Raw genomic sequence first — 22,847 nt, 5'->3', positions numbered from 1 at the left:
GCAGTAAGAAATGTGGGAAAGCGCGCGCCTTGGTGGGCTCTGGTGCCGCCCCGCCTTTCGCGGACACCCGACTTTGGTGCGGGCGAGTGCCGAAATTTGCACCCGGTGAGCCGGGTCATTTCTCTCCGCAGCTGACGCGATAGCCTTTTTGATTTGGGCCGCCTTGAGGGATCTACCGACCTCAGGATGCCGGTAGCCAAAAGACAACTGGTCAGGTGGATTTTGGCAGCCAAGGTCTGCCTTCGGCGAGTTGGATGATGGCATCGATGTAGTGCTAGCTGTGTGTCGTTGCGGTCGCAAGGTAGCTGCGGATGGTGCAGAATTGCTGGCGCCCTCAATGATCCGTAGTACTCACTCGTGGCCACCAGTTACGACCTCCTTGGTGATCCGCTGCAGGTCAATCAGCTGGATACCGACGGCCGCACGGTGCTCGCGTCGACTTCGGCTGCCTACGATCCGGCCGGGCGGCTGCAGTCGTCGACGGACGCTCGAAATCACACGTCGACATTCACCCGCGACGCGAGTGGCGTGGTGACCCAAGAAGTCCAGCTGGTCACCGACTCTTCGTCAACCACCACGTCATTTGGTTATGACGCTGACCTGCTCTGGGATCTTCGCCGCTTAACTGCTGGGCAAGTTGAGCTCGTCGCGGAGCAAGCGAAGTCTACGGCGGGTCAGTATTGATCACGCCACTGAGACTCCGACGCCCTTCCATGCCTCGGTGATCGCGGCAGTGAGGCGTGGGCCGTCGGGGAGGGTGCCGGCGATTCGTACGGTCACGGCGGCGAAGGTGGCGAAGTCGAGGGTGCCGTCCATCTGCGTCGAGCAGTGCGGCATACCAGACCTTGCCGGCGGTTTCCCAGGCATTGCCGCCAAGTGCGACCGCGGCGTCGTGGAATGCCTTGTTGGGGATACCCGAGTTGATGTGTACGCCACCGTTGTCGTTCTGGGTCTGGACATACTGCGCCATGGTCGCCGGCTGCGGGTCTTTGCCGAGCTGTGGGTCGTCGTACGCGGTGCCGGGTGCGGCCATCGAGCGCAGTGCGACGCCGTGAAAGTCCGGGCCGAGGATGTCGTTGCCGATCAACCAGTCGGCCTGTGTCGCGTCCTGACCGAGGGCGTATTGCTTCACCATGGAGCCGAAAACATCGGAGATCGACTCGTTCAGCGCACCCGGTTGATCGTGGTATTCCAGGCCCTTCGCTTCCTCGGCGGAAACGCCGTGGGTGAGCTCGTGGCCGATCACGTCCAGGGATTTGGTGAAGCCGACGAAAATGCTGCCGTCGCCGTCGCCGAACACCATCTGGGTGCCATCCCAGAACGCGTTGTCGTATTTTTGGGCTGTAATGCACGGTAGCCAGCAGTGGGCCGCCGGCGCCGTCGATAGCGTTTCGGCTGTGTACGTCCAGGTAGTACTTGAAAACCGACCCGAGTTTGTCGTACGCGTCGTTGACGGCCTCATCGGTGGCCGGCGGGTCGCCCTCGGAGCGGATTTTGGTGCCGGGCAGGTCTTCGGTGCCGGCGGCGTCGCTGATCTGGCGTTGCAGGTGGGGCTGCTCGGGAAGCGCGCCACGCAGCTGCGGTCGGCGGTTCTCCTCGCGCATCCGCAGGTCGATGGCGGCCGTCGCGGTGGCGATGTCGCGCATGGTGGAGTCGCCGTGCTGGCGTAGCCGCTCGACGATGTGCGGGGGGAGGATGCAGTTAACTGTACGCATAGATAACGGTGACACACTGTGACGGTCGTTTGCAATCAACCGAACGGCTTGGTGCCCTCTGGGGCACCCGTTGGCGCCCGTCGATGCCACTTCTCGCACTGGTGCCCGCTTTCCTAGCATTGTCGAAGGCCCAATCTTAAAGAGCGCCACGACACCCAAGGTCGCCGACCGTGTGGGCGGAAGTGGCAGGATTGGCGGGTGCCCCTTTATCGAGACGACGCGGTGGTCCTGCGCCTGCACAAGCTGGGCGAGGCCGACCGCATCGTCACGCTGCTGACCAAGCGCAACGGTCGCGTAAGAGCCGTCGCCAAGGGCATCCGCAAGACCACCAGCCGGTTCGGCGCCCGGCTGGAGCCGTTCAACCACGTCGACGTGCAGCTGGCGACCGGCCGGTCGTTGCACGTGGTCAGTCAGGTCGAGACCATCTCGCCGTACGGGCGGGACATGGCGTCGGACTACCCGCGCTACACGGCGGCCAGTGCGATCGTGGAGGCCGCCGAGCGCCTCACCGAGGACCACGAGCCGTCGCTGCGGCAATACCTGCTGGCCGTCGGCGCGCTCCGGACGATGTCCACCGGCGAGCACTCGTCGTCGCTCGTTTTGGACGCATACTTGCTGCGTGCGATGGCGGTGGCCGGCTGGGCGCCGGCGCTGCACGAGTGCGCGGTCTGCGGACTGCCGGGTGAGCATCGCGCCTTCTCGGTGCCGGCCGGCGGCGCGGTCTGCGGTACGTGCAAGCCGGCCGGCTCGGCCAGCCCGGCGCCGGCGAGCATGATGCTGATGCGCGCGTTGCTGTCCGGGGACTGGGAAAGCGCGGACGGCAGTGACCCGGCGCCGCGGCGGGAGGCCTCCGGGCTGACCGCGGCACATTTGCAATGGCACCTGGAGCGGGGACTGAGATCGTTGAAACTGGTCGAGCGGTGAAGACGGCGCGAGTTTTGCAAGCACCACAACCACATCCCACTGGCGTACGCCCGCCCACTATTCCGGCGGATTTGGTGCCCAAGCACATCGCCCTGGTGATGGATGGCAACGGCCGGTGGGCCAAGGCCCGCGGGTTGCCTCGGATCGAGGGTCACAAGCAGGGCGAGTTCTCGCTGTTCGACATCGTCGACGGCTGCTTGGAACTGGGCGTCGGCTGCCTGTCGGTGTACGCGTTTTCCACCGAGAACTGGAAACGTTCGCCGGACGAGGTGCGTTTCCTGATGGGCTTCAACCGCAACGTGCTGCGTCGCCGCCGCGATGAGCTCAATGCCCGGGGCGTACGCATGCGCTGGTCCGGTCGCCGGCCGCGGCTGTGGCGAAGCGTGATCGGCGAGCTGGAGACCGCCGAGGAGATGACTCGGCACAACACCAAAATGACGCTGAACATGTGCGTGAATTACGGCGGTCGCGCGGAAATCGTGGATGCCGCGGCGGCGCTGGCCCGGGACGTCAGGGACGGTCGGGTGAATCCGGACCGGATCACCGAGGCGGTTTTCGCGCGCTATCTGGATGAACCAGATCTGCCGGACGTGGATTTGTTCGTACGCTCATCAGGAGAGCAGCGGACGTCCAATTTCCTGCCCTGGCAGTCGGTCTACGCCGAGATGGTCTTCCTGGACACGCTGTTCCCGGACTTCGACCGGCGGCATCTTTGGTACGCCTGCGAGCTTTACGCGACCCGGGACCGGAGATACGGCGGTGCCGTACCAAATCCGGTCCCGGAGCCGTAACTTTAGGCGGCGCTGGCGGTGTTGTAGGCGCCCTGGATCTGCGATCCCCAGTAGGGGCCCCACATCACGTTCGCGATGTTGTTGTAGCCGAAGCTGTTGATCGAGTTCTGCTGGCCGTTGGCGCCGCTGCCGAGGAACCACGGGCCGCCGGACGAGCCGCCGCCGTCATGGTGCAGCTGACGCCCTGGTCCGTGCTGCCCTGGCTGTCCTGCCGCGCGGTGCCGCTGCAGGTTTGCAGGGTTTCACCGTTGAAAGGCGGCGCGGCCGGGTAGCCGTAGAGCGTGTACGCGCGGCCGCGGGACTGGTTGAAGGCCACGCCGGAAGCGCCGACACCGTTGTTCACGTGCTCGCTGCCGTTCGCGGCCATGACCGCGAATCCGGTGTCGTAGTTGAGATCCCCGGAATTCGCCCAGCCAGACGTGGTGACGACCGTACGTGCGGAATACTCGCCGTAGATCTCGCTGCCGTTGTTGTAGTCCGGCACGAAGACGAAGTTCGACACCCACGAGCCACTGCCGTCTTTCACGCAGTGGCCGGCGGTGGCGACCACGTCGTGGTTGCCACTGGTGACCGAGTTGCCGGAGCAGACGTAGTCAGTTCCGTCCAGGGTCATGAAAACCTTGCCGATGTGGGCGATCGGTGCGATGTTCGGAGCGGCCGCGATTGCCTGGGCGCTCTGCGGCTGTCCGCGCTCAACCAAGTGGCTCAGCGAGCCGTTTTGCCGCGCCTTGCGGACATCGTCGGCGACCAGCCGATCGCCGGGCAGCGCATGGCGCATGCGGTCGGGCGTCCAGTACGCGGCGGCCTTGCCCTGGTTGGCCATGACTCGTACGACGGCCGAACCGGTGGGAGCCGCCGCAGCCGCGGCCGAGACACCGGCCGACGCCAGCGCGGTCACGGCGAGGACAACGGCGATTCTGCTGAATCTCAGCATGGAAAGCGCCTCCTGATGGAGATGGGAATGACCCCAAATGCCTGGGGTGGGGCGAGAAACGGGGTTCGGCCAGAATTATGCAGGACTGCGGGCATCCTGCCAGACCCGGAAAACAGAAACCCCAAATCTTTTGGGAGCCACCCGAAGTTGGGTGGCATTTGTCCGGCTTTGCTGGGGTGTTCTGCGAAAGATGTCCGGCCATTTGAGGAAGAATTATGGTTTCCGCCCGCCCACGGTTTTTAAGTGGGCCTTAAGCGCTAGGAGCAGATGAGGGCGGGGCAGTGCAGGGCGAGGACGAGGCGGTCGCCGGGGTACGCCTTGGGCGGATTCACGTATGTGTCGGTGGAGCCGCGGAATTCGTTGAGCAGCCAGAGCTCGCCGCTCGATGGCCAGTAGCTGACATTTTCCGAATTCAGGGGCGCCGTCGTCCAATAGTGCACGTCGAGGGGGTCCCGCCGCGGAGATAGTCGCCTTATGTAGGCAGGCCTTGGCGAAACCGTGGTAGACGGCCTCGTTGTTGGGGCCGGCCGGCATGTTGCTGACTGGTGGCTCGCCGTTGGGGCACAGGCCTGAGATAATGCCGTGGCCGCCGGTGAAAACGGCTCCCTGCATACGGAAGACGGGCGAAGTCCAGCCTTGACTGGGGCGTACGAGCCCGTCCGCTCCGGGTTTGAGCTGTGCTGTGCTGGCGTCCAGGGGCCAGCGCAGGATGCGGCCCTGTGGACCCTGGTCGTCGTATTCGCTGGTGACCAGCGAGTCGGGGACGGTGGACCGGTCGAGCGAGACGCTGGTGAAGCAGGGATGGGTGGGCGCGGAGGGATCGTTGGTACGCAACGGTTCGCAGCCCGCCGCGTCCGGGAACTGGTAGTAGCCGATTTCCGGCAGCGCGAAGCCGGAATACGCCGCCGAGCAGATCGTCGCGGTACAACCGACCGCGCCGGACGTGGTGCTCTCATCTGCCAGAAATGTGTCAGGTCGAAGACGCGTACGACCCGGGTTCCGCCGCTGACCAGGAAAAGCTTGTTTCCGTACCACATGATGCCGTCGGCATGGCTTTCTACGGCGTGAAAACGCGTCGAGGCGCTGTCCGGTTCGACGAGAAGCACATGCCGGTACGTGCCATTGGCGACATCGACGAAAGTGACCCGGGCCAGCGCGTCATTGGTGCCGTGCCAGCTCACCGCGACGATTTTCCGTCCAGCGCAGCCATCGCAGGGCGGGTAGAGCACCGAGCCGTTGACGCCGTCGCCGCTGCCGGTGATGCCCTGCGGATACCAGGTCGTGGTGCTGTCGTCGGTGGTGGTCCAACAGAAACCGGCCACGCTCGCGGTGACCCGCAGGTCGGTCGGATGGCAGATCGCCCGGGTGTCGTAGCCGCCGGCGATGATCGTGTTCAGCCGCACCACCGTAAGCGGCGCGCCCGCTGCCTCCACGGCGTTGCGTTGTCCAGTCACCACGGGGAAACTGCCGTTGTCTGTCAAGGTCATCGCGGACAGTGTCGAAGCGGACAGTGCCGGCCCGGTGGCCGCCTGGGCGGGAGTGGCGATCAACAAGCCGGCCACCAGCAGTGCGGCCGCGATTAGTGGGAGCGAACGCCTGCGCATGTCGACCTCCGGCTCAGGTGCACGGACTCATCACCATATAGACCGGACATATAGCCGAGATATAGCCGAAATGTGCTCGCGTGGACCGGTCGGAACCAAAGTGGCCGTGGCGGAGTTAGGGGGAAGTGGATGTGATGACAGCGGCCGCTTTGGTGATCCCGGCCCTGGTGCTGTTGCTTCTCGTGGCGGCAGCCTTCGAGAAGCTGGTGGTGAAGCGGCTCGGCTGGCTGCCGTGGCGCAAGCGCCGCGACCCGGAGATGTTCGGCGCGATGTCGATCACCGGCGCCGGCCTCGACGAGTTCGAGTTGGCTTTTCGTGGCACCAAACCATATCGCCGTGACTTCAAAGCAGTCGTCGCTGATGCAGCGCGAGGAAGAAAAAGCGACGGTGCCCCGCCGCGGACCAGGATCGACCTCGACAACAACGTTGCCAACCTCGTTCTTCGGCCAGACAAGAACCTTCCCTCAGCTGACTAACGGCTGCCAGCTGCCCACAGCAATGCTCACCGCGGTGGCGGCCACCGCGAGCGATACCGCTACCAGCAACAGAAGTACGTCCGTGCCGCCGACGGTTTGCTGGCGCGCGTATGTACGAGGCAGCCGCGAGTCGAAGCCGCGCGAGTCCATTGCCGCCGCGATTCTGCTGGCGCGCCGGATCGCGCCGACCAGCAGCGTGAAAACCCGGCCGAAGAGCAGTCTTACGGCAATTACCGGATTTCCGCCGGAAGACACGCCGCGAGCCCGCCGGGCCAGCCCGATTGTCTGCCATTCGGTTGCCAGCAACGGAAGCAGCCGGAGCGCGGCAAGTGACCCGTACGCGAACCGGGCCGGTGCGCGCAGTTGCTGGAACGAGCGAGTCGGCCAGGTCGGTGGGGTCGGTGGTGGACAACATGAGCACGCCGGGAAGCGCGATCGCGAGCACCCGCATCGCGAGCGCGCCGCCGACTGCCCATCCGCCTGGGCTGCCGAAAAGCGCGTTCGCGAGGCCAACCGAGAGCGCCCCGAGCAGGACGCCCGCGGTGCGGCGGGCCAGTGCGGCCGGTCCGAGGCCAGTCAGCGGCAGCGCGACCAGGCAGCCGACGAGCAGCAGAGCCGGGGTGACCGGGTCGCGGGCGGCCAGCGCGGCGGCCGCGACGACCAGGCCGGCGGCCAGTTTGGCGACCGGGTTGCGGCGGTGCAGAAAAGCCGGTGCGGTACGGGCGAAAGTCGTCATTCGGCGGGCTCCAGGTGACCGGCGGACATCCAGAGCACCCGGTCGGCCAGCGCCTCGGTGAAGGCGGTGTCGTGGGTGACGACCGCGATGCCGACGCCCTCGGCGCGCAGGGCGTCCAGCATTTCGACCAACTCGGTCCAGGTGTTCCGGTCCTGGCCGAAGGTTGGCTCGTCCAGAATCAGCAAAGCCGGCGCGGCCACCAAAGCCGTCGCGACCGAGAGCCGGCGCTGTTCTCCGCCGGACAGGGTGAACGGGTTCGCAGCGGCCAATTTTTCCAACCGCAGCCTGGCCAACAGCTCATCGGCTCGACGAACATCCTTCGTACGCAACAACAACTCGTCGCAGACTCGGCCGGTGAGGAACTGGTGTTCGGGGTCCTGGAAAACCGCGCCGATCCGGCCGGCGAGGTCACTTGCCCGCCATTTCCACGGCGGTCTGCGGTCGGTGCCGGACAATTCAGGGGTGCCCTCGACATGGCCGCCGGACGGGCGTACGAGCCCGCCCAGCACTCGCGCGAGGGTCGTCTTGCCGGCGCCGTTCGGGCCGGTGATCGCGGTGACCTCGGCGGTCCGCAGGCTGACCGAGACGTCGTCCACAATGGACGGATCGACTCGTACGGAAGCGGCCGACAGCAACGAAACGCGATCGCTGGTGGGGGAGCGGCGCGCTCGTACGGGCGCACCGGGCACCCACACACCAGCAGCCGTCAGCGCGTCGCCCTGAGTCGACAGCACGTCGTCCGGACGACCGTCAGCCAGTACGCCCGAAGGGGACAGCACCACCACCCGGTCGACCAGCGCGAGCGACTCGGCGACGCGGTGCTCGATCAGGACGAGCGTGGCGCCGGTGTCGTCCAACACCGCGTCGATGGCCTTGCGTACCGAGGTGGCGCCTTCCGGGTCGACGTTCGCGGTCGGCTCGTCCAACAGCAGCAAACCCGGCCGCTGAGCCAAAACCCCGGCCAGTGCGAGCCGCTGCTGCTCACCGCCGGAAAGAGCGGCGGTCGGCCAGTCGCGCGGATAGCCGAAGCCGACCGTCGACAGCGCGGCGTCCACTCGCGGCCAGATCTCCCGCGCTGGTACGGCGAGGTTTTCCAGCCCAAAGGCCACATCGTCGCCGCAGCGGGCCATCACCAGCTGACTTTCTGGATCCTGCTGAAGATAGCCGACCGGCTCGGCCGCCGCTCGCGGGTGTTCTCCAGCGATCTGAAGGACACCGTCCTCGTCTCCGACCTCTGGATCCAGCAATCCGGCCAGCCCACGCAACAACGTGCTCTTGCCGGCACCGGAAGCGCCCAGCAGCAGCACTCGTTCGCCCGGCTGGATGCTGAGGTCGACACCCCGGACCGCCCACGCCTTGCGGCCCGGATGCCGCCATCCCCAGCCAGCCAGCCGAATGTCCTTGCCAGGCACCTAAACCCGGGTCTGTTTGCGGCCGCCGGCGAGCGCCGACAGCACGCCGGTCGCGCTCAGCCCACGGGCGATCAGCCACGAGACCAGCCCGGCCAACACCAACCCGCCGACCATGCAGGCCACCGTGTAGGTCGCCTTCCAGCCGAGGTCGAAGCCCGCGTACGACACGATCACGTCGACGATCGCGCAGCCCAGGCCACTCGCGGCGCCGGCCAGCAGCAGCGCGGTCGGCAGCGAGTACGAGCGATAGCGGAAGGCGAAGAAGACGAGCTCGGCGCCGAGGCCCTGCGCGAGTCCGGACAGCAGGGTGGCGAAGCCGTACTGGCCGCCCATCACCATCTCGACGACCGCGCCCAGCAGCTCCGCGAACAGCGCGGCGCCCGGCCGGCGGACCAGCAGCGGGGCCAGCACGGCCGGGATGAACCACACCCCGGACAGCAGCCCGGTAAGGGGTGCGACGCCCTTGAGCGGCACGGACAGCAGGCTGTAGACGGGTCCCCAGCCGAAGAAAACGGCACCGAAGACGACGCCGACGATCGCGGTCACCACGATGTCGACGGTTCGCCATCGGCGGCTGGGTGGGAGGGTGGTGCTGGCCATGGGTGGGCCTCCTTCTGGCTCGAAGGAGGAGTGCTTCGACGCTCATCCGGCATCCACTACGGAACCGCGCATGCGGCATCGCAGCGGAAGCGGATGAATCGACTTCCTGCGCTGGCATTACCCAGATCAGGTCTGAGGGTCTGCGGTTGTCCCGCACTCTCAGCGCGTCCGGCGCTCCCCTGTCGTACTGACCCGGCGACCGTAACACGCCAGCATTGGTTCATCGAGGGAAAAGGGCCGGTAAAGCCTGTGGACAACCGCCAGGGCGAGAAAACCGGCCGGCTACGCTGGCGAGGTGCCGTCCCCTGAGGTTCGTACGCTCGAGCCGACTACCGACGAGCCCTCTCCGGAAAAGTCGCCACGGCCCTGGTCTTTGTACGCGCTGATCCTCGTTTGTGTGGGCATCGTCGCCTTCCGTGGTCTGGTGGTTGGCGCGTTCACCGCCCCGATCATGCAGACCTGGGCGACGGTCTTTGTCTCGATCGTGGTCCAGGCGACGCCGTTCCTGGTGCTGGGTGTGCTGATCAGCGCTGGCCTGGCGGTGCTGGTTCCACCGGACTTCTTCGCTCGCGTACTGCCGTCCCGGGCCGTGCTCGCGGTGCCGGTGGCGGGCGTGGCCGGGATGGTGCTGCCGGGCTGCGAGTGCGGCTCGGTGCCGATTGCCGGCGGCCTGATGCGCCGGGGGGTGGCACCGGCCGCGGCGCGCTCGCTTTCTTGCTGTCCGCCCCGGCGATCAACCCGATCGTGCTGGTCGCCACCGCGGTCGCCTTCCCGGGCCAGCCGATGATGGTGGTGGCCCGGTTCACCGCGTCGGTGCTGACCTCGGTGGCGATGGGCTGGCTGTGGCTGCGGATGCGGATCGGCAGGCCGGAGTGGATCCGGCTGCCGCGCCGCGCCGGGCTGCGCTGACCGGGATGCCGCGTTGGCAGGCGTTTCTGGAGACCGCCCGCGCCGACTTCCTGCCCGCTGGCGGCTTCCTGGTGGTGGGCGGGCTGACCGCGGCGACACTCAATGTGCTCGTACCGGCCTCGGTGCTCGCGACCATCGCGCACAACCCGGTGTTGGCCGTGGTCGGCCTCGCGGTGCTCGCGGTGGTGCTGTCCATCTGCTCGGAGGCGGAACGCCTTTGTGGCCGCGTCGCTGACTCAGTTCTCGCTCACCGCGCGGCTGGTGTTCCTGGTGGTCGGGCCGATGATCGACCTGAAACTCTTCGCGATGCAGGCCGGCGCCTTCTCCCGCGCCTTCGCGGTGCGGTTCGCGCCGGCGACCTTCGTGGTGGCCATCATCATCGGTACGGGTGTGGGGTTGGTGCTGCTGTGATCTCCGAAGCCCGCAGTGTCCTGCTGCTGCTGTTTGGCGGGGCCTTGCTGCGGATCAGCCTCAGCGATGTCTACCTGCGATATGTGAAGGCAGGCGTACGCCCGCTGCTGATCGCGGCCGGCGCGATCCTGGTGGTGATCGCGCTGGTCACGCTCTTCCGTGAGTTGTTCCAGCCGCGTACGCACGACCACGACCACGATGAGGGTGACGCGCACGGCCACAAGCACGGGGGAGGGGTCGTCGCGTGGCTGCTGGTGTTGCCGGTGCTCGCGATCTTCCTGATCGGGCCGCCCGCCCTCTCGGCTCGTACGCGGCCGGCCCGGCCGCACCGCGGTGGCCGCGAAGTCCCAGTATCCGCCGTTGCCGGCCGGCAATCCGGTGCCGGTGACGCTGCTGGACTATGCGTCCCGGGCGATCTGGGACCAGGGGCTGTCGCTGAACAGCCGCCATCTGCTGCTCACCGGCTTCGCGAGTCCGCGCCCCGGCGGCGGTTTCTACCTGACCCGGATGGTCATCACGTGCTGCGCGGCCGACGCGCTGCCGATCAAGATCGAGATGCGCGGGAACGTGCCCGACGGGCTGTCCGCGAACACCTGGCTGAACGTCGTCGGCACGTACGTCCCGGGCACTGACGTCGACCCGCTCAACCGGCAGCCGATCCCGTTCGTGTCGGTCGCTTCCGCTAAGCGGATCGCGGCGCCCGAAGAGGTCTACGAATAGCGTTCTACTTGCAGGAGCAGTCGGCGCAGAGGCCGAAGATGTCGAAGGTGTGGCTGAGGTCGGTGAAGCCGTTGTCCTCAGCGACCTTGTCCACCCAACGCTCGGCCGGCGGGCCGTCCACCTCGACGGCCTTGCCACAGCGCCGGCAGACCAGGTGATGGTGGTGGTGCTGGTTCTGCCCGCAGTGCCGGTAGAGGTGCTCGCCGCCGGGCGGCCGCATCACGTCGATGTCGCCGGCGTCGGCCATTGATTGCAGGGTGCGATAAACGGTGGTCAGGCCGACCGCCTCGCCGCGTTCGGACAGCAGCCGGTGCAGGTCCTGCGCGCTGCGGAACTCGTCGGTCTCGGACAGCAGGACGGCCACCGCCCGGCGCTGCCGGGTGGCCCGACCCGGTACGGCGTGGGCCGTGTTGCCCGTCATCAGCGAACCTCTCCAGCGTGTGAGACCGCGTCCGCCACGATCTGGGCGACGTGCTGGTCTGTCAGTGCGTACGCGATTTCCCGGCCGCGCCGCTCGGTGGTCACCAGCTTGGCGACCCGCAGCACCCGCAGGTGTTGCGACACCAGCGGCTGCGGTGCGCCGAGCGCGGCGACCAGCTCGTGAACGCACAGCGGACCGGCGGACAGCTCGGTGACGATCGCGATCCGGATCGGCGCGGCGAGTGACCGGAGCAGCTCGCCGGCCGCCGCGAAGTGGTGGTACGTCCCGGTTTCGCCGCTGCTCTTGGTGGGGGTGCTCTGAGCCTGGACCGACATGCGCCCCACCGTAACGCATGTTCATATGCAATGTTACGCATGAATGGTGGAGTGGCGGACATCACAGCAAATGCTGGCTGTACTCGAATTATCACAGAGTACATAAGAATGCCTGGGGTTTTTGGAATGCTTTGTCGTTTTCTCGACGCGCGGTGACGGCCTTTGTTCACAAAGTTATCCGGACACTGTCCACCAATGCGACACTGGGGTCGGTTGCCCTCTTGTCGGATTTCATCCGATTGGGCAAGGTAAATACCGCAGTGACCAGATGGACGCGAGTCCGCCGCGGGACGAAGGAGAAGCGCCAGATGCAGTACGGACTGTGTGCTCTCAGTTGCCGGCCCTGTCGATCACCGGGGTCTCCCTGGGCTGACCAGCCAAAACCCCTCCGAGTGGCCAGCCTGATCGGCGGCCAGGTCTGGGTCCGCCGCCTCTGCGGGACCCAGACCTGGCCGCCGATTCGTCGGTGGGAGGGATGGCCGAATGTTGCGTTGAACACCCCGCCATTGGAAACGACATCGGTTATGGTTTTCAATAGAGTTGAAAATCAATGTCGTTAGGCCATGGAGGATCCGGGTGAAACGTACAGGGACAGCCGCACTCGCGGTCGGTCTGACCGCACTGGCGGTCGGGCTCGCCGGCTGCGGGGCCGCCACCGGCACGCAGCTCGCGGCCAGTGGCAAGCTGACCGTGGTGGCCACCACCACCCAGGTCGCCGACTTCGCCCGCCAGGTCGGCGGTTCGCGCGTACAGGTCACGCAGATCCTCAAACCGAACGTCGACCCGCACGACTACGACCCGTCGCCGGCCGACATCGCCACCATCGGCAAGGCCAAGCTCGTCGTCAAGAACGGTGTTGACCTGGAGAAATGGCTGGACCAAACGATCTCGTCGGCTGGTTTCAGCGGAACCGTGGTGGACACCAGCGCGGGCGTGAGCGTACGCAAGGGCAACGGCACCGACGAGGAGAAGGTCGGCGACCCGCACATCTGGCACAGCCCGTTGAACGCGATCATCATGTCGACCGACATCGAGAAGGCGTTCGCGAAGGCCGACCCGGCCGGCGCGTCGGCGTACCAGGCGAACCTCACCGCGTACGTGGCGAAGCTGCGCGCCCTCGACACGGACATCGCGAAGAAGATCGACACGCTGCCGGCGGACGACCGCAAGCTGGTCACCAACCACGACGCCTTCGGCTACTACATCGACCGCTACCACCTGCAGTTCGTTGGTTCGGTGATCCCGAGCTTCGACACCTCCGCCGAGTTGTCCGGCAAGGACATCCAGAACCTGGTCGCCCAGATCAAGGCCACCCACACCAAGGCGATCTTCTCGGAGAGCTCGCTGCCGCCCAAGACCGCGGCCACGATCGCGCAGGAAGCCGGGGTGAAGGTCGAGGCCGGGGAGGACTCTTTGTACGGTGACACTCTCGGCCCAGCAGGTTCGGCCGGCGCCACTTACCTCCAGATGGAAGAGCACAACACCGACGTGATCGTCAATGCCCTCAAATAACGAACCCACCCTCGTCTTCGACCGGGTCACCGTCGCGTACGGATCCGTGCTCGCCCTTCAGGACGTGCACGGGGAAGTGCGGGCCGGCGAGGCGGTCGCGCTGGTCGGCCCGAACGGCGCCGGCAAGTCAACGCTGATCAAGGCCATCCTCGGCCTGGTGCCGGTGGCCCGTGGCGCGATCACCGTGCTCGGCGGGTCGCCGGCGGCGTCCCGGTCCAAGGTCGCGTACGTGCCGCAGGCCGACACCCTCGACGAGGACTTCCCGATCTCCGCCGCCGGCGTTGTCCTTATGGGCCGCTATCGCAGCGTCGGCTGGCTGCGGCGGCCCGGTCGTACGGACAAGGCCATCGCCGCCGACGCGCTCGATCAGGTCGGTTTGGCCGACCGGGCGAAAGACCGGTTCGGGACCTTGTCCGGCGGCCAGCGCCAGCGCGTACTGCTGGCCCGCGCGATCGCCCAGCAGCCCAAGTTGCTGCTGCTCGACGAGCCGTTCAACGGCGTTGACGCGGTCAGCCAGGACGCGCTGCTGGCCGCGGTCGCGAAACTCAAGGCCGATGGCGCCGCTGTCGTGGTGAGTACGCACGACCTCGCGCTCGCGCATGTCTCCTGCGAAGAGGTCTGCCTGCTCAACAAGCACCAGTTCGGTTTCGGTCCGCCGGACGCGACGCTGACGCCCGAGCTGCTGCAGGCCGCGTACGGCGGGCAGGCGTTGGAACTGCACGGCGACCACGTGATCGTGTCCCGTCCGTGAGCGCCTACCTCATCGACCCGTTCTCGCTGCCGTTCATGGCCCGCGCGCTCCTTGAGCTGTGCATCCTGGGCGTGCTCGGTGGGGTGGTCAGCGCATTCGTGCTGCTGCGCAAGCTCGCCTTCGCCGCTGACACGCTGACGCACACGGTTTTCCCGGGCGTGGTGATCGGGTTTGTGGCTGCCGGCGAGGGCGGCATCTTCGTCGGCGCGTTGATCGCCGGCGTACTGACCGCCGTCGCGCTGACCGTCCTCACTGCCGCTCGCCGGGTCAGCTCCGACGCGGCTCTGGCGGTCCTGCTGACGGCGATGTTCTCCGTCGGAGTCGTCGTCGTCTCACGGCAGACCGAATACACGTCCGATCTGACGACATTCCTGTTTGGCCACGTGCTGACCGTTTCGGGGTCGCAACTCGTACAGACCGCCGTACTGGCCGCGATCGTCGTACTCACCCTGGTGGTGATCGGCAAGGAACTGGTCCTTCGCGCCTTCGACGGCGTCGGGGCGCGGGCCGCCGGCTATCCGGTCGCCGCTCTTGACCTGGTGCTGAACGTGCTGGTCGCGCTGGTCGTGGTGGCCGCTGTGCAGGCGGTTGGCACGGTGCTGGTGATCGCGCTGTTGATCGTGCCGGCGGCGACCGGCCGGCTGCTGGTCGACCGGCTGGGGCTGGTGGTCGGGATCGGCTGCGTGGTCGGGGTGCTCGGTGGCTATGCCGGTCTGGTGATCAGTTTCGGCGCATCCGTGTACGGAGGCGTGCGCCTATCGTCCGGCGCCACCGTGGTGTTGGCGCTGGTCGCCGCGTACGTGCTGGCTCTTGCTTACGCAGGTGTCCGGAGAGTGGTGGTCGCGCGATGAGCTCTTACCTCGTACGAGCGGTCCTGGAGGTCGCCATGGTCGGCGGGCTCGCCGGCGTGGTCGGCGTGCACGTGGTGCTCCGGCGGCTGTCCTTCTTCACGATGGCGATGACGCACGCGACCTTCCCGGGAGTGGTACTGGCCGCGCTGATCGGCGCCAACCTCTACCTCGGCGGCGCGGTCGTCGGACTGCTGGTCGCTTTCGCCGTCTCCGCCCTGTCTCGCCGCCAAGACACCACCGCCGCCACCGGCGTGGTGCTGTCCGCCGGTTTCGCGCTCGGCGTGGCGCTGCTGTCGGCGCAGGCCGGCTTCACCAAAGACCTCTCCGCGTACCTGGTCGGCTCTGTTTTGACCGTCCAAGTCTCGGATCTGGTCACCACCGGGGCCATCGCACTGGTGGTGCTGGTGGTTCTTTTCGCTCTGCACAAGGAACTCGTCTTCGGCGCTTTCGACTCCGGCGGCATGCGCGCGGCCGGCTACCGCGTCGGCGCTCTCGACCTGCTGGTGCTGGTCCTCGTCGAAGCTGTCGTCGTCACCGCCGTACCGGCCGTCGGCACGATCCTTTCCGTCGCCCTCATCGTCGCTCCGGCTGCCGCCGCTCGGCTGTGGACCGATCGCATCGGCGTGACGACAGTGATCGCTGTGGTGATCGGTGTCGGCTCCGGGCTCGGCGGCCTGCTGATTTCCAGCGAGGCCAACGTGGCCGCCGGCGGTGCCATCACTTTGCTCGCCGCGCTGGCTTTCGTTGTTTCCCTGCTGCTGTCGCCGCGCTATGGCGCGTTGGCGCGCCTCCTGCCGTCGGCCCGGGTGTCGTTGTAGCCTCGCGGTCATTTCTGCACACATCGGATTCCGATTGTGCAGGTCTACCTAGGGTGCGGCGCGAAACTGTCGTACCGTCGTGACATTTTGAGCCCCGCCCTTTCAGAAGGGTGGGGGGTGGGTGGCGGGTTTTCATTACGTAAGTTGACGCGCGCGCGAGATAAGCGCGCGTTCAACCCGGCGGCGCCGCGTTGGTCGGGTTAGCGATTCGGAGTTCATGCCTTGCTCCGCTCCGCTCCCTGAATAGCCGCCACCGGATCGGCCGCGTGGGTGATCGACCGGCCGATGACCAGGTGATCGGCGCCGGCCCGGATCGCCTCGGCGGGAGTGGCCGATCTCGCGTGTTCGGTTGTCGGGTCCAACGTGATGCCGGGCGTGACGATCAGGGTTTCTTGTTGATGACCGTACGCAGCAGGTGGATTTCCCGCGGTGACGCCACCATGGCCGGGCAGCCGGCTTTTTCGGCGAGTTGTGCCAGTCGTACGACCTGGGATTCGACCGACGACCGGACGCCGACCTGTGCCAGGTCGGCGTCGGTGAGGCTGGTGACGACGGTCAGTGCCGCGATTTTCAGGCCCGGGTAGTCTTTTGCCGCTTCGACCGCGGCTTCCATGATCGTTGCCCCGGCCATCGCGTGGACCGTCACCATGGTCACGCCAAGCGCGCCAGCGGCTCGTACGGCGTGGGCGACCGAGGTCGGGATCTCGAACAGTTTGAGATCGAGGAAGACCTCTTTGCCTGCTCCGATCAGTTCGCGGATCACCTCCGGCCCGACGGCGGTGAGCAACTCCAGCCCGACCTTGTAGAACCCGCAGGCGTCACCCAGCTTCTCGACGATGTCGTCAGCGGCCTGCCGGTTGTCAAAATCCAGCGCCACGATGATGCTCATGTCCGCAGATTCTGCCCGCTGTTCCTGTCGTACGCGCCTGGAAGTCTCGAGTTCGGGGGCACCATTTTGCGGCGCCCCCGAAATCGCTGCTAGCAGATGACGTTGACCGCGCTGGTGAGATCCGCGGTGTTCGCGTCCAGGTTGGTCTCCACCCACTGACCCACGTAGCCGCTCTGCAGCCAGTCGCCGCCCTGGCCGTCCTGGTCCAGCCAGAGGAGCTGGACCGCGTTGCCGTAGGTGCGGACTGAGTGGGTGTGGAACGCGATTCCCGCGGGCAGTTGGGTAAAGCCGCAGTGCGGCGCTTCCCACCTGGCGCCGTTCCCGAACGTGCCGGTGTAAAGGCAGACCTTGCCGTACGTGCATTCGTAGCTTGCCGCCGCCGGGCTGCTGGTGACCAGCACCGAAGCGGCGACGCTCGCCAGCATCGCGGCGGCGATGGCTATCTTGCCTAACTTGCGTGTCATGTGACCTCCGGGTAGGTGTGGATCGCCGGTCACTGTAGCGCTAAAAGTCTAGCCGCGATGGGCGCCTGGGCGGCGCAGTGCGGACGTGGAGCGTACGACGGCGGCCGCGACGGCCGTGGTGATCGGTACGGACAACACCAGGGCGATCGCTCCCACCAGACTGCGGATCAGCTCCACCGCCACCTGGTCACTGGTCAGTACGGTGCCCAGCGACTGCTGCGAGAGCGTGAAAAGCAGCATGATCGGCAGCGCGGATCCGGCGTACGCGAGCACCAGCGTATAAACCGCGGACGCGATATGGTCGCGGCCGATTCGCATGCCCAGCGCGAAAAGTTGCCGCGGGGTCGCGGTCGGGTCGGTCTCCGCCATCGTCCACACCGCGGAGGCCTGCGTGACGGTCACGTCGTTCAGCACGCCCAGCGCGCGCGATCAGGAAGCCACACAACAACAATCCGGAGACTGGTACGGATTTGGTCGCCACCTGCAAAGCGGCGGCGTCTTCGCCGGACAGCCCGGAGATATGGGTTGCGGCGACCCGCGATCGCCGACAGTGCGGCGCTGATGCCGAGCCCGAGCAGCGTGCCCAGCAGAGCCGTCGAGGTCTGGGCCGTACGACCGTGGGCCAAATACAGCACCGCGAAAAGAATCGCCGACGAGGCCACCAGGCCGACCAGAACGGGGGAGCGGCCGGCAAGCAGTGCTGGGATAAGGAAAAGCAGCACGATCGCGACCGCCACCGCGATGCCGACCAACGCGGCCAAGCCTTTCCAACGGGCGACCGCGATCACGACGGCCGCGAAGAGCAAAGCGAAAACAATCAGGGCCGGGCCGCGGGCCACGTCGTTGAAGGAATAGACAACGCCGTCGGCGGTCGTACGGGCCAGGGTGATCCGCTCGCCGGTCGCCAGTAGGGGTGTGCCGGTGACACCGCCGACATCGATGGTCACCTGCTTGCCGGTGTCCGGGCCGCTGGTGACGGACACCGCGGCTCGCTGGCATTGGCCGGCTGCGCCGCCCTGGTTGGCCGTGCCGCTGTCCGGGCAGGCCTGCGTGGTGATCGAAGTGACGGTCCCGTCCACGATCTGGGCCTGGCCGGTGACAAAGGGCTGATACTGCGGAGGCACGCCGACATGCGTGCCGCCGTACGGATAGAGGAAAAGCAAACCGATCAGGGTCGCCAGCCCCATCGGCAGCAGGGTGGCGAGCAGCACCAGGCGGGCCTGCCGACTGGCTGGCGCGGGCGGTCCATGTCCGTGTCCGTGCCCCGCCCCCACCGATGCCTCAAATCAGCTTGTAGACCGCGAGGGCCACGATCGCGAGCACCACCAGCAACCGCAGCAGCCGCTCGATCCCGCTGCGCTGCTCCCAGCCAAGCAGCAACAGCCACCCGCCGATGGCCGCGATGAGCAGCAACGGGATGGCGCCAAGCAAGCCCGGGCCGGCCAGCCCGAGCACCACCAGCCCACCGAACAGCCCGATCAGCAGGAACCGCGGCACCCGCGACAGCCGTACGGCGACGCCAGCCGTGCGCTCCTGCAACTCCCCGCCACTCCGCCACAACCAGCTCCACCCGTCTCCCGTAGCCTGAACAGCTGCTCACCATCCTCGCAGGAGGCATTTCCTTGATCGTCGTCAGCCGGTTCCAGACCGCCGAAACGGGGTTCCCCGAGCGGGCCCGTGCCGCTTTGGACGCCTTCGCGGCGTGCGCCGGTTTCGAGCGCGGCCGGCTCGGTCGGGCCGCCGACGATCCGACGCTGTGGACGGTCGTCACCGAGTGGAAGTCCGTCGGCGCGTTCCGCCGCGCCCCCTCTCGTCGTACGACGTGAAGCTGTACGCCTCGCCGCTGCTGTCCGAGGCGATCCCGGAGTCCGGCGCGTACGAGGTGCTGCTGTCGTTGAACCCAAACGACTCCGGCGGCGTGGACGTCATTGAGGCGGCCAGCGGGCTGGCTCCGGACGCTGGGTCGGTACGCGTCGGGGAAGCGTCCGGTCCGGTGCCGGGCGACCGGGACTGACCGTGGCTTGCGTCCCGATGTGCCCGGGTCACCGGGCGCCTTACGCAATTCGCTAGCCTTGAAAGCAGCAATAACGAACACTTGAACTGTTGTGGACTTGAGTGTTCCGCCGACCGCCAGCCGGATGGAGAGAGAATTATGGCCGATCTCGTGGAAACCGTTGTCAGCCTCTGCAAACGTAGGGGATTCGTGTTCGCCTCCGGGGAGATCTACGGCGGCACCCGATCGGCTTGGGACTACGGCCCACTTGGCGTCGAGCTGAAGGAAAACATCCGGCGCCAGTGGTGGAAGTCGATGGTCACCGGCCGGGACGACATCGTCGGTCTGGACTCGGCCGTCATCCTGCCCAAAGACGTGTGGGTCGCGTCCGGTCACGTCGAGGTCTTCACCGACCCGCTGACCGAATGCCAGTCCTGCCACAAGCGGTTCCGGGCGGACCACCTCGAAGAGGAGTACGCGGAGCGCAAGGGCCGTCAGCCGGCCAACGGCCTGCAGGACATCCCCTGTCCGAACTGTGGCACCAAAGGCGCGTGGACCGAGCCGCGCAATTTCAACGGCCTGCTGCGTACGTTCCTCGGTGCGGTCGACGATGATTCGGGCCTGCACTACCTGCGGCCGGAAACCGCGCAGGGCATTTTCGTCAACTTCTCCAACGTGATGACCGCGGCCCGGAAAAAGCCGCCGTTCGGCATCGCGCAGACCGGCAAGAGCTTCCGGAACGAGATCACCCCGGGAAACTTCATCTTCCGGACTCGCGAGTTCGAACAAATGGAGATGGAGTTCTTCGTCGAGCCGGGCACCGACGAGAAATGGCACCAGTATTGGATCGACACTCGTACGGACTGGTATGCCGACCTTGGCATCTCCCGCGACAACCTCCGGCTTTATGAGCACCCGAAGGAAAAACTGTCGCACTATTCGACCCGTACGGTGGACATCGAATACCGCTTCCGGCTGGCCGGCTCGGAGTGGGGCGAGCTGGAGGGCGTCGCCAACCGGACCGACTACGACCTGTCCACCCACTCGAAGGCGTCCGGCTCCGACCTTTCCTATTTCGACCAGGAAAAGAAGGTCCGCTGGACGCCGTACGTGATCGAGCCGGCGGCCGGCATCGGCCGGTCGATGATGGCGTTCCTGCTCGACGCGTACACCGAGGACAAGGCGCCCAACGCCAAGGGCGGCGAGGACACCCGGGTGTCGCTGCGGCTGGACCCGCGGCTGGCCCCGGTCAAGGCCGCGGTGCTGCCGCTCTCGCGCAACTCCGACCTGTCGCCCAAGGCCCGCGATCTTGCCGCTGAGCTGCGCAAACACTGGAACGTCGATTTCGATGACGCGGGTGCGATCGGGCGCCGCTATCGCCGCCAGGACGAGATTGGTACGCCGTACTGCATCACGATCGACTTCGACACGCTGGAGGACAACGCGGTCACCATCCGGGAACGCGACGAGATGACCCAGGAGCGGATCTCCCTGGATCAGGTCGTCGGCTACCTCGGTGCCCGCCTGATCGGCTGCTGACTTCGGTCCGCAACGCCCCGCTATCCGCGTGAGCCGCAGGTAGCGGGGCGTTGCGGATTTTCAGTTGTCGCCGAAGTAGTCGCCGGCCATCTGGAGCGACGACTCGACGGTGTCGAATCCGCGCGGGACCATCACACTCTCGTACGATGCGACCGCCTCGATCAGCGACTTTTCGCCGCGACCGGCACAAAGCAGCTCCTCCGCCAGCGTCTGCGCGTCCCGCAGGGCGGTGTTCGCACCCGCCCCACCAGTGGGCGGCATGGTGTGGATCGCGTCGCCCAGCAGCGTGACCGGACCCGACTCCCACGGTTGCACGCGATCGGCGGCCCGGATGGTGACCGGGAAGAACGTCTCCGGGTCGGCGTGCCCGAAAAGCTCCCGTACGGTCGGGTGCCAGCCGGTGGTGGCCTGGAGCGTGATCTTCCACAGCTCTTCCGGCGAGAGCTGGAAAAGCTCCTGATCCGTGAGGCCCATCCGCTCGGGTGTCGCGGTCAGCACACGGTCATCAGGTAGTCGGCGGTGCCCTCGACCGGGGTACGCAGGCGTACCGACCCGAAAGCGGCGCCATAGCCGGTTTGGTCCGCGATCCAGGAAAACCCGCGGTCGAAGTCTTCCGACAGCAGCTTGTCGGTCTCCTCGTTGAGCCACATCCGGCCGTAAATGCACCGGATGCCGAGGTCCTTCAAGGTGGCGTGCGGAAGCAGCTGCTGGCGAACCGTGGAACCGACGCCGTCGGCCCCAATCAGCAGGTCGGCCTCGTCGCTGCTGCCGTCGCTGAACTCGACTCGTACGCGCCCGGCCTCATCGACCTGGTAGCCGGCCAGCGTCCGGCCGAACTGAATGGTGTCGTCCAGCCCGGTCAGCAGGCTCTGCCGGAACGCGAACCGGTCGACCGCGAAGATGAACGAGTCCCGGTCTTCCTGGGTCGAGGGGAACTCCTGGGCCATGATTTGCTGCAGCTGGTCCGTGTAGCCGGCCACCAGGCCGGCCGCATAGCGGCTGCCCGCGCTGGTCCGTAGCGCCAGGTCGAACACCTCCGGCGGCAGACAGGCAGCCAGCGCCGCGTTGCCGTTCATGTCGATGTGGATGCGGTAGCCCTGGTTGCGGGCCCGCGCAGAGCCGGTGGCGATGCCACGGGTCGTCATCGCCGGGTCGCGTTCGTAGACGACCACGTCCAAGCCGCCGCCGCGCAGCGCGCGGGGCCAGCGCCAGACCACCGATGCCGGCGCCGGCGATGATGATGCGCGGTTTATTCGTTGCCATTTGCTCAATCCTCTCGTTTGACCCCGTCAGTATTACCTTTATGGATAACTTAGTCAACCATCTGTCTAATTAGTCGGGAAGCGGCTAAGGTCGTACCTGTGAGCAACGAAACTCGCCGCAGCCCGACCGGGCCGGCCCGGCAGCGGGACGCCGAGCGCACCAAGCGGGCGATCCTGGAGTCGGCGAGAGTGGAGTTCGCGCAGTTCGGGTATGCCGGCGCGCGGGTCGGCCGAATCGCGCCGACCGGGCGGGCGTCAACAAGCAGCTGATCTCGTACTACTTCGGCGGCAAGCAGGGGCTCCGCGATGCCGTTGACCAGGCCTGGTGGGACAGCCAGCCGGCGTTGTATCCGCAAGGCGTGCCGTTGGCCGAGGTGGCCGCGAACTACGCCAGGGCGGCCGCCGCCAACCCAGACGGGATCCGGCTGCTGATCTGGGAGGCCATGGGCGACACCGGCCCGGGTGATGGTGGCTCAGGTGACGCCGGCTCTGATCCTGCCGGCTCTGATCCTGCCGACGCGGAGGAGACCAGCACCCTGCGGACCGAGTGGATGGGGCAGTTCGTCGAGGACATCCGGGCCAGGCAGCGGACCGGCGAGATGCCGCCCGGCGTCGACCCCCGAGTGCTCGGCCTGATGATGTTCGCCGCGGCGGCGGCGCCGGTCGCCTTCGCGCCGGTCGCCGCCGCCATGGGGATCGAGAAGTCGCAAACCGCCGACTGGTACGCCGATCAGCTCACCCTGCTCGTACGCGCGCTGTCTCCCTGACCACGACAGGACG

The 22,847-nt window shown here is 66.8% G+C and carries 31 protein-coding genes, 3 pseudogenes and 1 riboswitch; of the genes and pseudogenes, 17 read left to right on the top strand and 17 right to left on the bottom strand.

Annotated features, from left to right (window positions below):
- The first annotated feature begins 357 nt into the window (after nucleotides 1-357).
- Nucleotides 358-684, top strand: a complete 327-nt coding sequence (locus GNX96_RS39715; protein ID WP_163572815.1) for a hypothetical protein — start codon at nucleotides 358-360, stop codon at nucleotides 682-684.
- Here GNX96_RS39715 and GNX96_RS39710 read toward each other — a convergent pair.
- Both GNX96_RS39710 and GNX96_RS66070 read right to left on the bottom strand, forming a co-directional pair.
- On the bottom strand, nucleotides 665-1,462 hold the full coding sequence (locus GNX96_RS39710; RefSeq protein ID WP_279582715.1) for a M4 family metallopeptidase: 798 nt from the start codon (nucleotides 1,460-1,462) through the stop codon (nucleotides 665-667). The two genes, GNX96_RS39715 and GNX96_RS39710, sit on opposite strands and share 20 nt — an antisense overlap.
- Nucleotides 1,401-1,604 (bottom strand): annotated as a pseudogene (locus GNX96_RS66070) (hypothetical protein); the annotation flags it as partial. The pseudogene GNX96_RS66070 and the gene GNX96_RS39710, both read right to left, overlap by 62 nt.
- On the opposite strand from GNX96_RS66070, the gene GNX96_RS66065 reads away from it, so the two are divergent.
- The 3 genes from GNX96_RS66065 to GNX96_RS39700 all read left to right on the top strand — a co-directional run bounded on the left by GNX96_RS66065 (nucleotide 1,548) and on the right by GNX96_RS39700 (nucleotide 3,430).
- Nucleotides 1,548-1,670, top strand: coding sequence for a hypothetical protein (locus GNX96_RS66065; protein WP_390624264.1), 123 nt, complete (start codon nucleotides 1,548-1,550; stop codon nucleotides 1,668-1,670). The pseudogene GNX96_RS66070 and the gene GNX96_RS66065 sit on opposite strands and share 57 nt — an antisense overlap.
- Before the next feature lie 243 nt (nucleotides 1,671-1,913).
- Nucleotides 1,914-2,639: a DNA repair protein RecO gene (recO, locus tag GNX96_RS39705; RefSeq protein ID WP_163572814.1), complete on the top strand. Its 726-nt coding sequence runs from the start codon at nucleotides 1,914-1,916 to the stop codon at nucleotides 2,637-2,639.
- Nucleotides 2,591-3,430, top strand: coding sequence for an isoprenyl transferase (locus GNX96_RS39700; protein WP_163572813.1), 840 nt, complete (start codon nucleotides 2,591-2,593; stop codon nucleotides 3,428-3,430). Before recO ends, GNX96_RS39700 begins: the two co-directional genes overlap by 49 nt.
- A gap of 64 nt (nucleotides 3,431-3,494) precedes the next feature.
- Here GNX96_RS39700 and GNX96_RS39695 read toward each other — a convergent pair whose 3' ends face one another.
- Both GNX96_RS39695 and GNX96_RS39690 read right to left on the bottom strand, forming a co-directional pair.
- Complete coding sequence (locus GNX96_RS39695; protein ID WP_279582714.1) at nucleotides 3,495-4,364, bottom strand: trypsin-like serine peptidase; 870 nt, start codon at nucleotides 4,362-4,364, stop codon at nucleotides 3,495-3,497.
- A 257-nt stretch (nucleotides 4,365-4,621) separates the two neighbouring features.
- Complete coding sequence (locus GNX96_RS39690; protein WP_163572812.1) at nucleotides 4,622-5,968, bottom strand: hypothetical protein; 1,347 nt, start codon at nucleotides 5,966-5,968, stop codon at nucleotides 4,622-4,624.
- Between the two features lie 134 nt (nucleotides 5,969-6,102).
- Between GNX96_RS39690 and GNX96_RS39685 the strand changes: the two genes are divergently transcribed.
- Nucleotides 6,103-6,444, top strand: a complete 342-nt coding sequence (locus GNX96_RS39685) for a hypothetical protein (protein WP_163572811.1) — start codon at nucleotides 6,103-6,105, stop codon at nucleotides 6,442-6,444.
- Here the strand turns inward: GNX96_RS39685 and GNX96_RS66060 are convergent.
- The 3 genes from GNX96_RS66060 to GNX96_RS39670 form a co-directional block, all read right to left on the bottom strand.
- Nucleotides 6,433-6,957, bottom strand: coding sequence for an energy-coupling factor transporter transmembrane component T (locus tag GNX96_RS66060; RefSeq protein ID WP_390624263.1), 525 nt, complete (start codon nucleotides 6,955-6,957; stop codon nucleotides 6,433-6,435). The genes GNX96_RS39685 and GNX96_RS66060 overlap by 12 nt on opposite strands.
- A 219-nt stretch (nucleotides 6,958-7,176) precedes the next feature.
- Nucleotides 7,177-8,592: an ABC transporter ATP-binding protein gene (locus GNX96_RS39675; protein WP_279582712.1), complete on the bottom strand. Its 1,416-nt coding sequence runs from the start codon at nucleotides 8,590-8,592 to the stop codon at nucleotides 7,177-7,179.
- Nucleotides 8,593-9,192, bottom strand: a complete 600-nt coding sequence (locus GNX96_RS39670) for an ECF transporter S component (protein WP_163572810.1) — start codon at nucleotides 9,190-9,192, stop codon at nucleotides 8,593-8,595. It abuts the gene before it with no gap.
- Nucleotides 9,193-9,278: 86 nt separating this feature from the next.
- A riboswitch (TPP riboswitch) is annotated at nucleotides 9,279-9,383 on the bottom strand.
- Between the two features lie 182 nt (nucleotides 9,384-9,565).
- On the opposite strand from GNX96_RS39670, the pseudogene GNX96_RS39665 reads away from it, so the two are divergent.
- From GNX96_RS39665 to GNX96_RS58800, 3 genes and pseudogenes are all read left to right on the top strand, one after another.
- A pseudogene (locus GNX96_RS39665) lies at nucleotides 9,566-10,512 on the top strand (permease).
- Nucleotides 10,509-10,805: pseudogene (locus GNX96_RS66055) on the top strand (DUF1980 domain-containing protein); the annotation flags it as partial. The pseudogenes GNX96_RS39665 and GNX96_RS66055, both read left to right, overlap by 4 nt.
- 40 nt (nucleotides 10,806-10,845) lie before the next feature.
- Nucleotides 10,846-11,232: a TIGR03943 family putative permease subunit gene (locus tag GNX96_RS58800; RefSeq protein ID WP_279582711.1), complete on the top strand. Its 387-nt coding sequence runs from the start codon at nucleotides 10,846-10,848 to the stop codon at nucleotides 11,230-11,232.
- 4 nt (nucleotides 11,233-11,236) lie between these two features.
- Here GNX96_RS58800 and GNX96_RS39655 read toward each other — a convergent pair whose 3' ends face one another.
- On the bottom strand, nucleotides 11,237-11,653 hold the full coding sequence (locus tag GNX96_RS39655; protein WP_163572809.1) for a Fur family transcriptional regulator: 417 nt from the start codon (nucleotides 11,651-11,653) through the stop codon (nucleotides 11,237-11,239).
- On the bottom strand, nucleotides 11,653-11,988 hold the full coding sequence (locus GNX96_RS39650) for an ArsR/SmtB family transcription factor (RefSeq protein WP_163572808.1): 336 nt from the start codon (nucleotides 11,986-11,988) through the stop codon (nucleotides 11,653-11,655). The genes GNX96_RS39655 and GNX96_RS39650 overlap by 1 nt, the downstream gene beginning before the upstream one ends.
- 576 nt (nucleotides 11,989-12,564) lie before the next feature.
- Here GNX96_RS39650 and GNX96_RS39645 point away from each other — a divergent pair.
- The 4 genes from GNX96_RS39645 to GNX96_RS39630 are packed head-to-tail and all read left to right on the top strand — an operon-like array spanning nucleotide 12,565 to nucleotide 15,920.
- Nucleotides 12,565-13,500, top strand: a complete 936-nt coding sequence (locus GNX96_RS39645) for a metal ABC transporter substrate-binding protein (RefSeq protein ID WP_163572807.1) — start codon at nucleotides 12,565-12,567, stop codon at nucleotides 13,498-13,500.
- Nucleotides 13,487-14,251 (top strand): metal ABC transporter ATP-binding protein, encoded by a 765-nt coding sequence (locus GNX96_RS39640; protein WP_163572806.1) that lies wholly within the window; start codon nucleotides 13,487-13,489, stop codon nucleotides 14,249-14,251. The genes GNX96_RS39645 and GNX96_RS39640 overlap by 14 nt, the downstream gene beginning before the upstream one ends.
- The gene (locus GNX96_RS39635; protein ID WP_279582710.1) at nucleotides 14,248-15,102 is read left to right on the top strand and encodes a metal ABC transporter permease; all 855 of its coding nucleotides are present in this window, start codon (nucleotides 14,248-14,250) and stop codon (nucleotides 15,100-15,102) included. The genes GNX96_RS39640 and GNX96_RS39635 overlap by 4 nt, the downstream gene beginning before the upstream one ends.
- The gene (locus GNX96_RS39630; RefSeq protein ID WP_163572805.1) at nucleotides 15,099-15,920 is read left to right on the top strand and encodes a metal ABC transporter permease; all 822 of its coding nucleotides are present in this window, start codon (nucleotides 15,099-15,101) and stop codon (nucleotides 15,918-15,920) included. The genes GNX96_RS39635 and GNX96_RS39630 overlap by 4 nt, the downstream gene beginning before the upstream one ends.
- A gap of 215 nt (nucleotides 15,921-16,135) precedes the next feature.
- On the opposite strand, the gene GNX96_RS58795 is transcribed toward GNX96_RS39630, so the two are convergent.
- The 6 genes from GNX96_RS58795 to GNX96_RS39605 form a co-directional block, all read right to left on the bottom strand.
- Nucleotides 16,136-16,303, bottom strand: coding sequence for an orotidine 5'-phosphate decarboxylase / HUMPS family protein (locus GNX96_RS58795; protein WP_390624265.1), 168 nt, complete (start codon nucleotides 16,301-16,303; stop codon nucleotides 16,136-16,138).
- Nucleotides 16,303-16,809 (bottom strand): orotidine-5'-phosphate decarboxylase, encoded by a 507-nt coding sequence (gene pyrF, locus GNX96_RS39625; RefSeq protein WP_279582708.1) that lies wholly within the window; start codon nucleotides 16,807-16,809, stop codon nucleotides 16,303-16,305. Before pyrF ends, GNX96_RS58795 begins: the two co-directional genes overlap by 1 nt.
- Before the next feature lie 89 nt (nucleotides 16,810-16,898).
- The gene (locus GNX96_RS39620; protein ID WP_163572804.1) at nucleotides 16,899-17,273 is read right to left on the bottom strand and encodes a hypothetical protein; all 375 of its coding nucleotides are present in this window, start codon (nucleotides 17,271-17,273) and stop codon (nucleotides 16,899-16,901) included.
- A gap of 48 nt (nucleotides 17,274-17,321) precedes the next feature.
- The gene (locus GNX96_RS58790; protein ID WP_279582707.1) at nucleotides 17,322-17,687 is read right to left on the bottom strand and encodes a YibE/F family protein; all 366 of its coding nucleotides are present in this window, start codon (nucleotides 17,685-17,687) and stop codon (nucleotides 17,322-17,324) included.
- On the bottom strand, nucleotides 17,681-18,484 hold the full coding sequence (locus tag GNX96_RS39610) for a YibE/F family protein (RefSeq protein WP_279582706.1): 804 nt from the start codon (nucleotides 18,482-18,484) through the stop codon (nucleotides 17,681-17,683). The genes GNX96_RS58790 and GNX96_RS39610 overlap by 7 nt, the downstream gene beginning before the upstream one ends.
- 70 nt (nucleotides 18,485-18,554) lie before the next feature.
- On the bottom strand, nucleotides 18,555-18,812 hold the full coding sequence (locus GNX96_RS39605) for a DUF6703 family protein (protein WP_163572803.1): 258 nt from the start codon (nucleotides 18,810-18,812) through the stop codon (nucleotides 18,555-18,557).
- An 83-nt stretch (nucleotides 18,813-18,895) separates the two neighbouring features.
- Between GNX96_RS39605 and GNX96_RS39600 the strand changes: the two genes are divergently transcribed.
- The 3 genes from GNX96_RS39600 (at nucleotide 18,896) to GNX96_RS39595 (ending at nucleotide 20,805) form a co-directional block, all read left to right on the top strand.
- Nucleotides 18,896-19,099 (top strand): antibiotic biosynthesis monooxygenase, encoded by a 204-nt coding sequence (locus tag GNX96_RS39600; RefSeq protein ID WP_279582705.1) that lies wholly within the window; start codon nucleotides 18,896-18,898, stop codon nucleotides 19,097-19,099.
- Nucleotides 19,096-19,287, top strand: coding sequence for a hypothetical protein (locus GNX96_RS58785; RefSeq protein WP_279582704.1), 192 nt, complete (start codon nucleotides 19,096-19,098; stop codon nucleotides 19,285-19,287). The genes GNX96_RS39600 and GNX96_RS58785 overlap by 4 nt, the downstream gene beginning before the upstream one ends.
- 138 nt (nucleotides 19,288-19,425) lie before the next feature.
- On the top strand, nucleotides 19,426-20,805 hold the full coding sequence (locus GNX96_RS39595) for a glycine--tRNA ligase (RefSeq protein WP_163572802.1): 1,380 nt from the start codon (nucleotides 19,426-19,428) through the stop codon (nucleotides 20,803-20,805).
- A gap of 60 nt (nucleotides 20,806-20,865) precedes the next feature.
- Here GNX96_RS39595 and GNX96_RS39590 read toward each other — a convergent pair whose 3' ends face one another.
- Both GNX96_RS39590 and GNX96_RS39585 read right to left on the bottom strand, forming a co-directional pair.
- Complete coding sequence (locus GNX96_RS39590) at nucleotides 20,866-21,303, bottom strand: FAD-dependent oxidoreductase (RefSeq protein ID WP_279582703.1); 438 nt, start codon at nucleotides 21,301-21,303, stop codon at nucleotides 20,866-20,868.
- Nucleotides 21,297-22,022, bottom strand: a complete 726-nt coding sequence (locus tag GNX96_RS39585; RefSeq protein WP_163572801.1) for an FAD-dependent oxidoreductase — start codon at nucleotides 22,020-22,022, stop codon at nucleotides 21,297-21,299. Before GNX96_RS39585 ends, GNX96_RS39590 begins: the two co-directional genes overlap by 7 nt.
- Nucleotides 22,023-22,166: 144 nt before the next feature.
- On the opposite strand from GNX96_RS39585, the gene GNX96_RS58780 reads away from it, so the two are divergent.
- Nucleotides 22,167-22,337 carry a hypothetical protein gene (locus GNX96_RS58780; RefSeq protein WP_279582702.1) on the top strand — a complete coding sequence of 57 codons (171 nt, stop codon included), beginning with the start codon at nucleotides 22,167-22,169 and terminating at the stop codon, nucleotides 22,335-22,337.
- 95 nt (nucleotides 22,338-22,432) lie between these two features.
- Nucleotides 22,433-22,834: a hypothetical protein gene (locus tag GNX96_RS58775; protein WP_279582701.1), complete on the top strand. Its 402-nt coding sequence runs from the start codon at nucleotides 22,433-22,435 to the stop codon at nucleotides 22,832-22,834.
- Nucleotides 22,835-22,847 lie beyond the last annotated feature (13 nt).

This window comes from Fodinicola feengrottensis, assembly GCF_010993775.1.
Taxonomy (GTDB): Bacteria; Actinomycetota; Actinomycetes; order Mycobacteriales; family HKI-0501; genus Fodinicola; species Fodinicola feengrottensis.
This window is presented reverse-complemented; position numbering and strand designations above follow the sequence as displayed.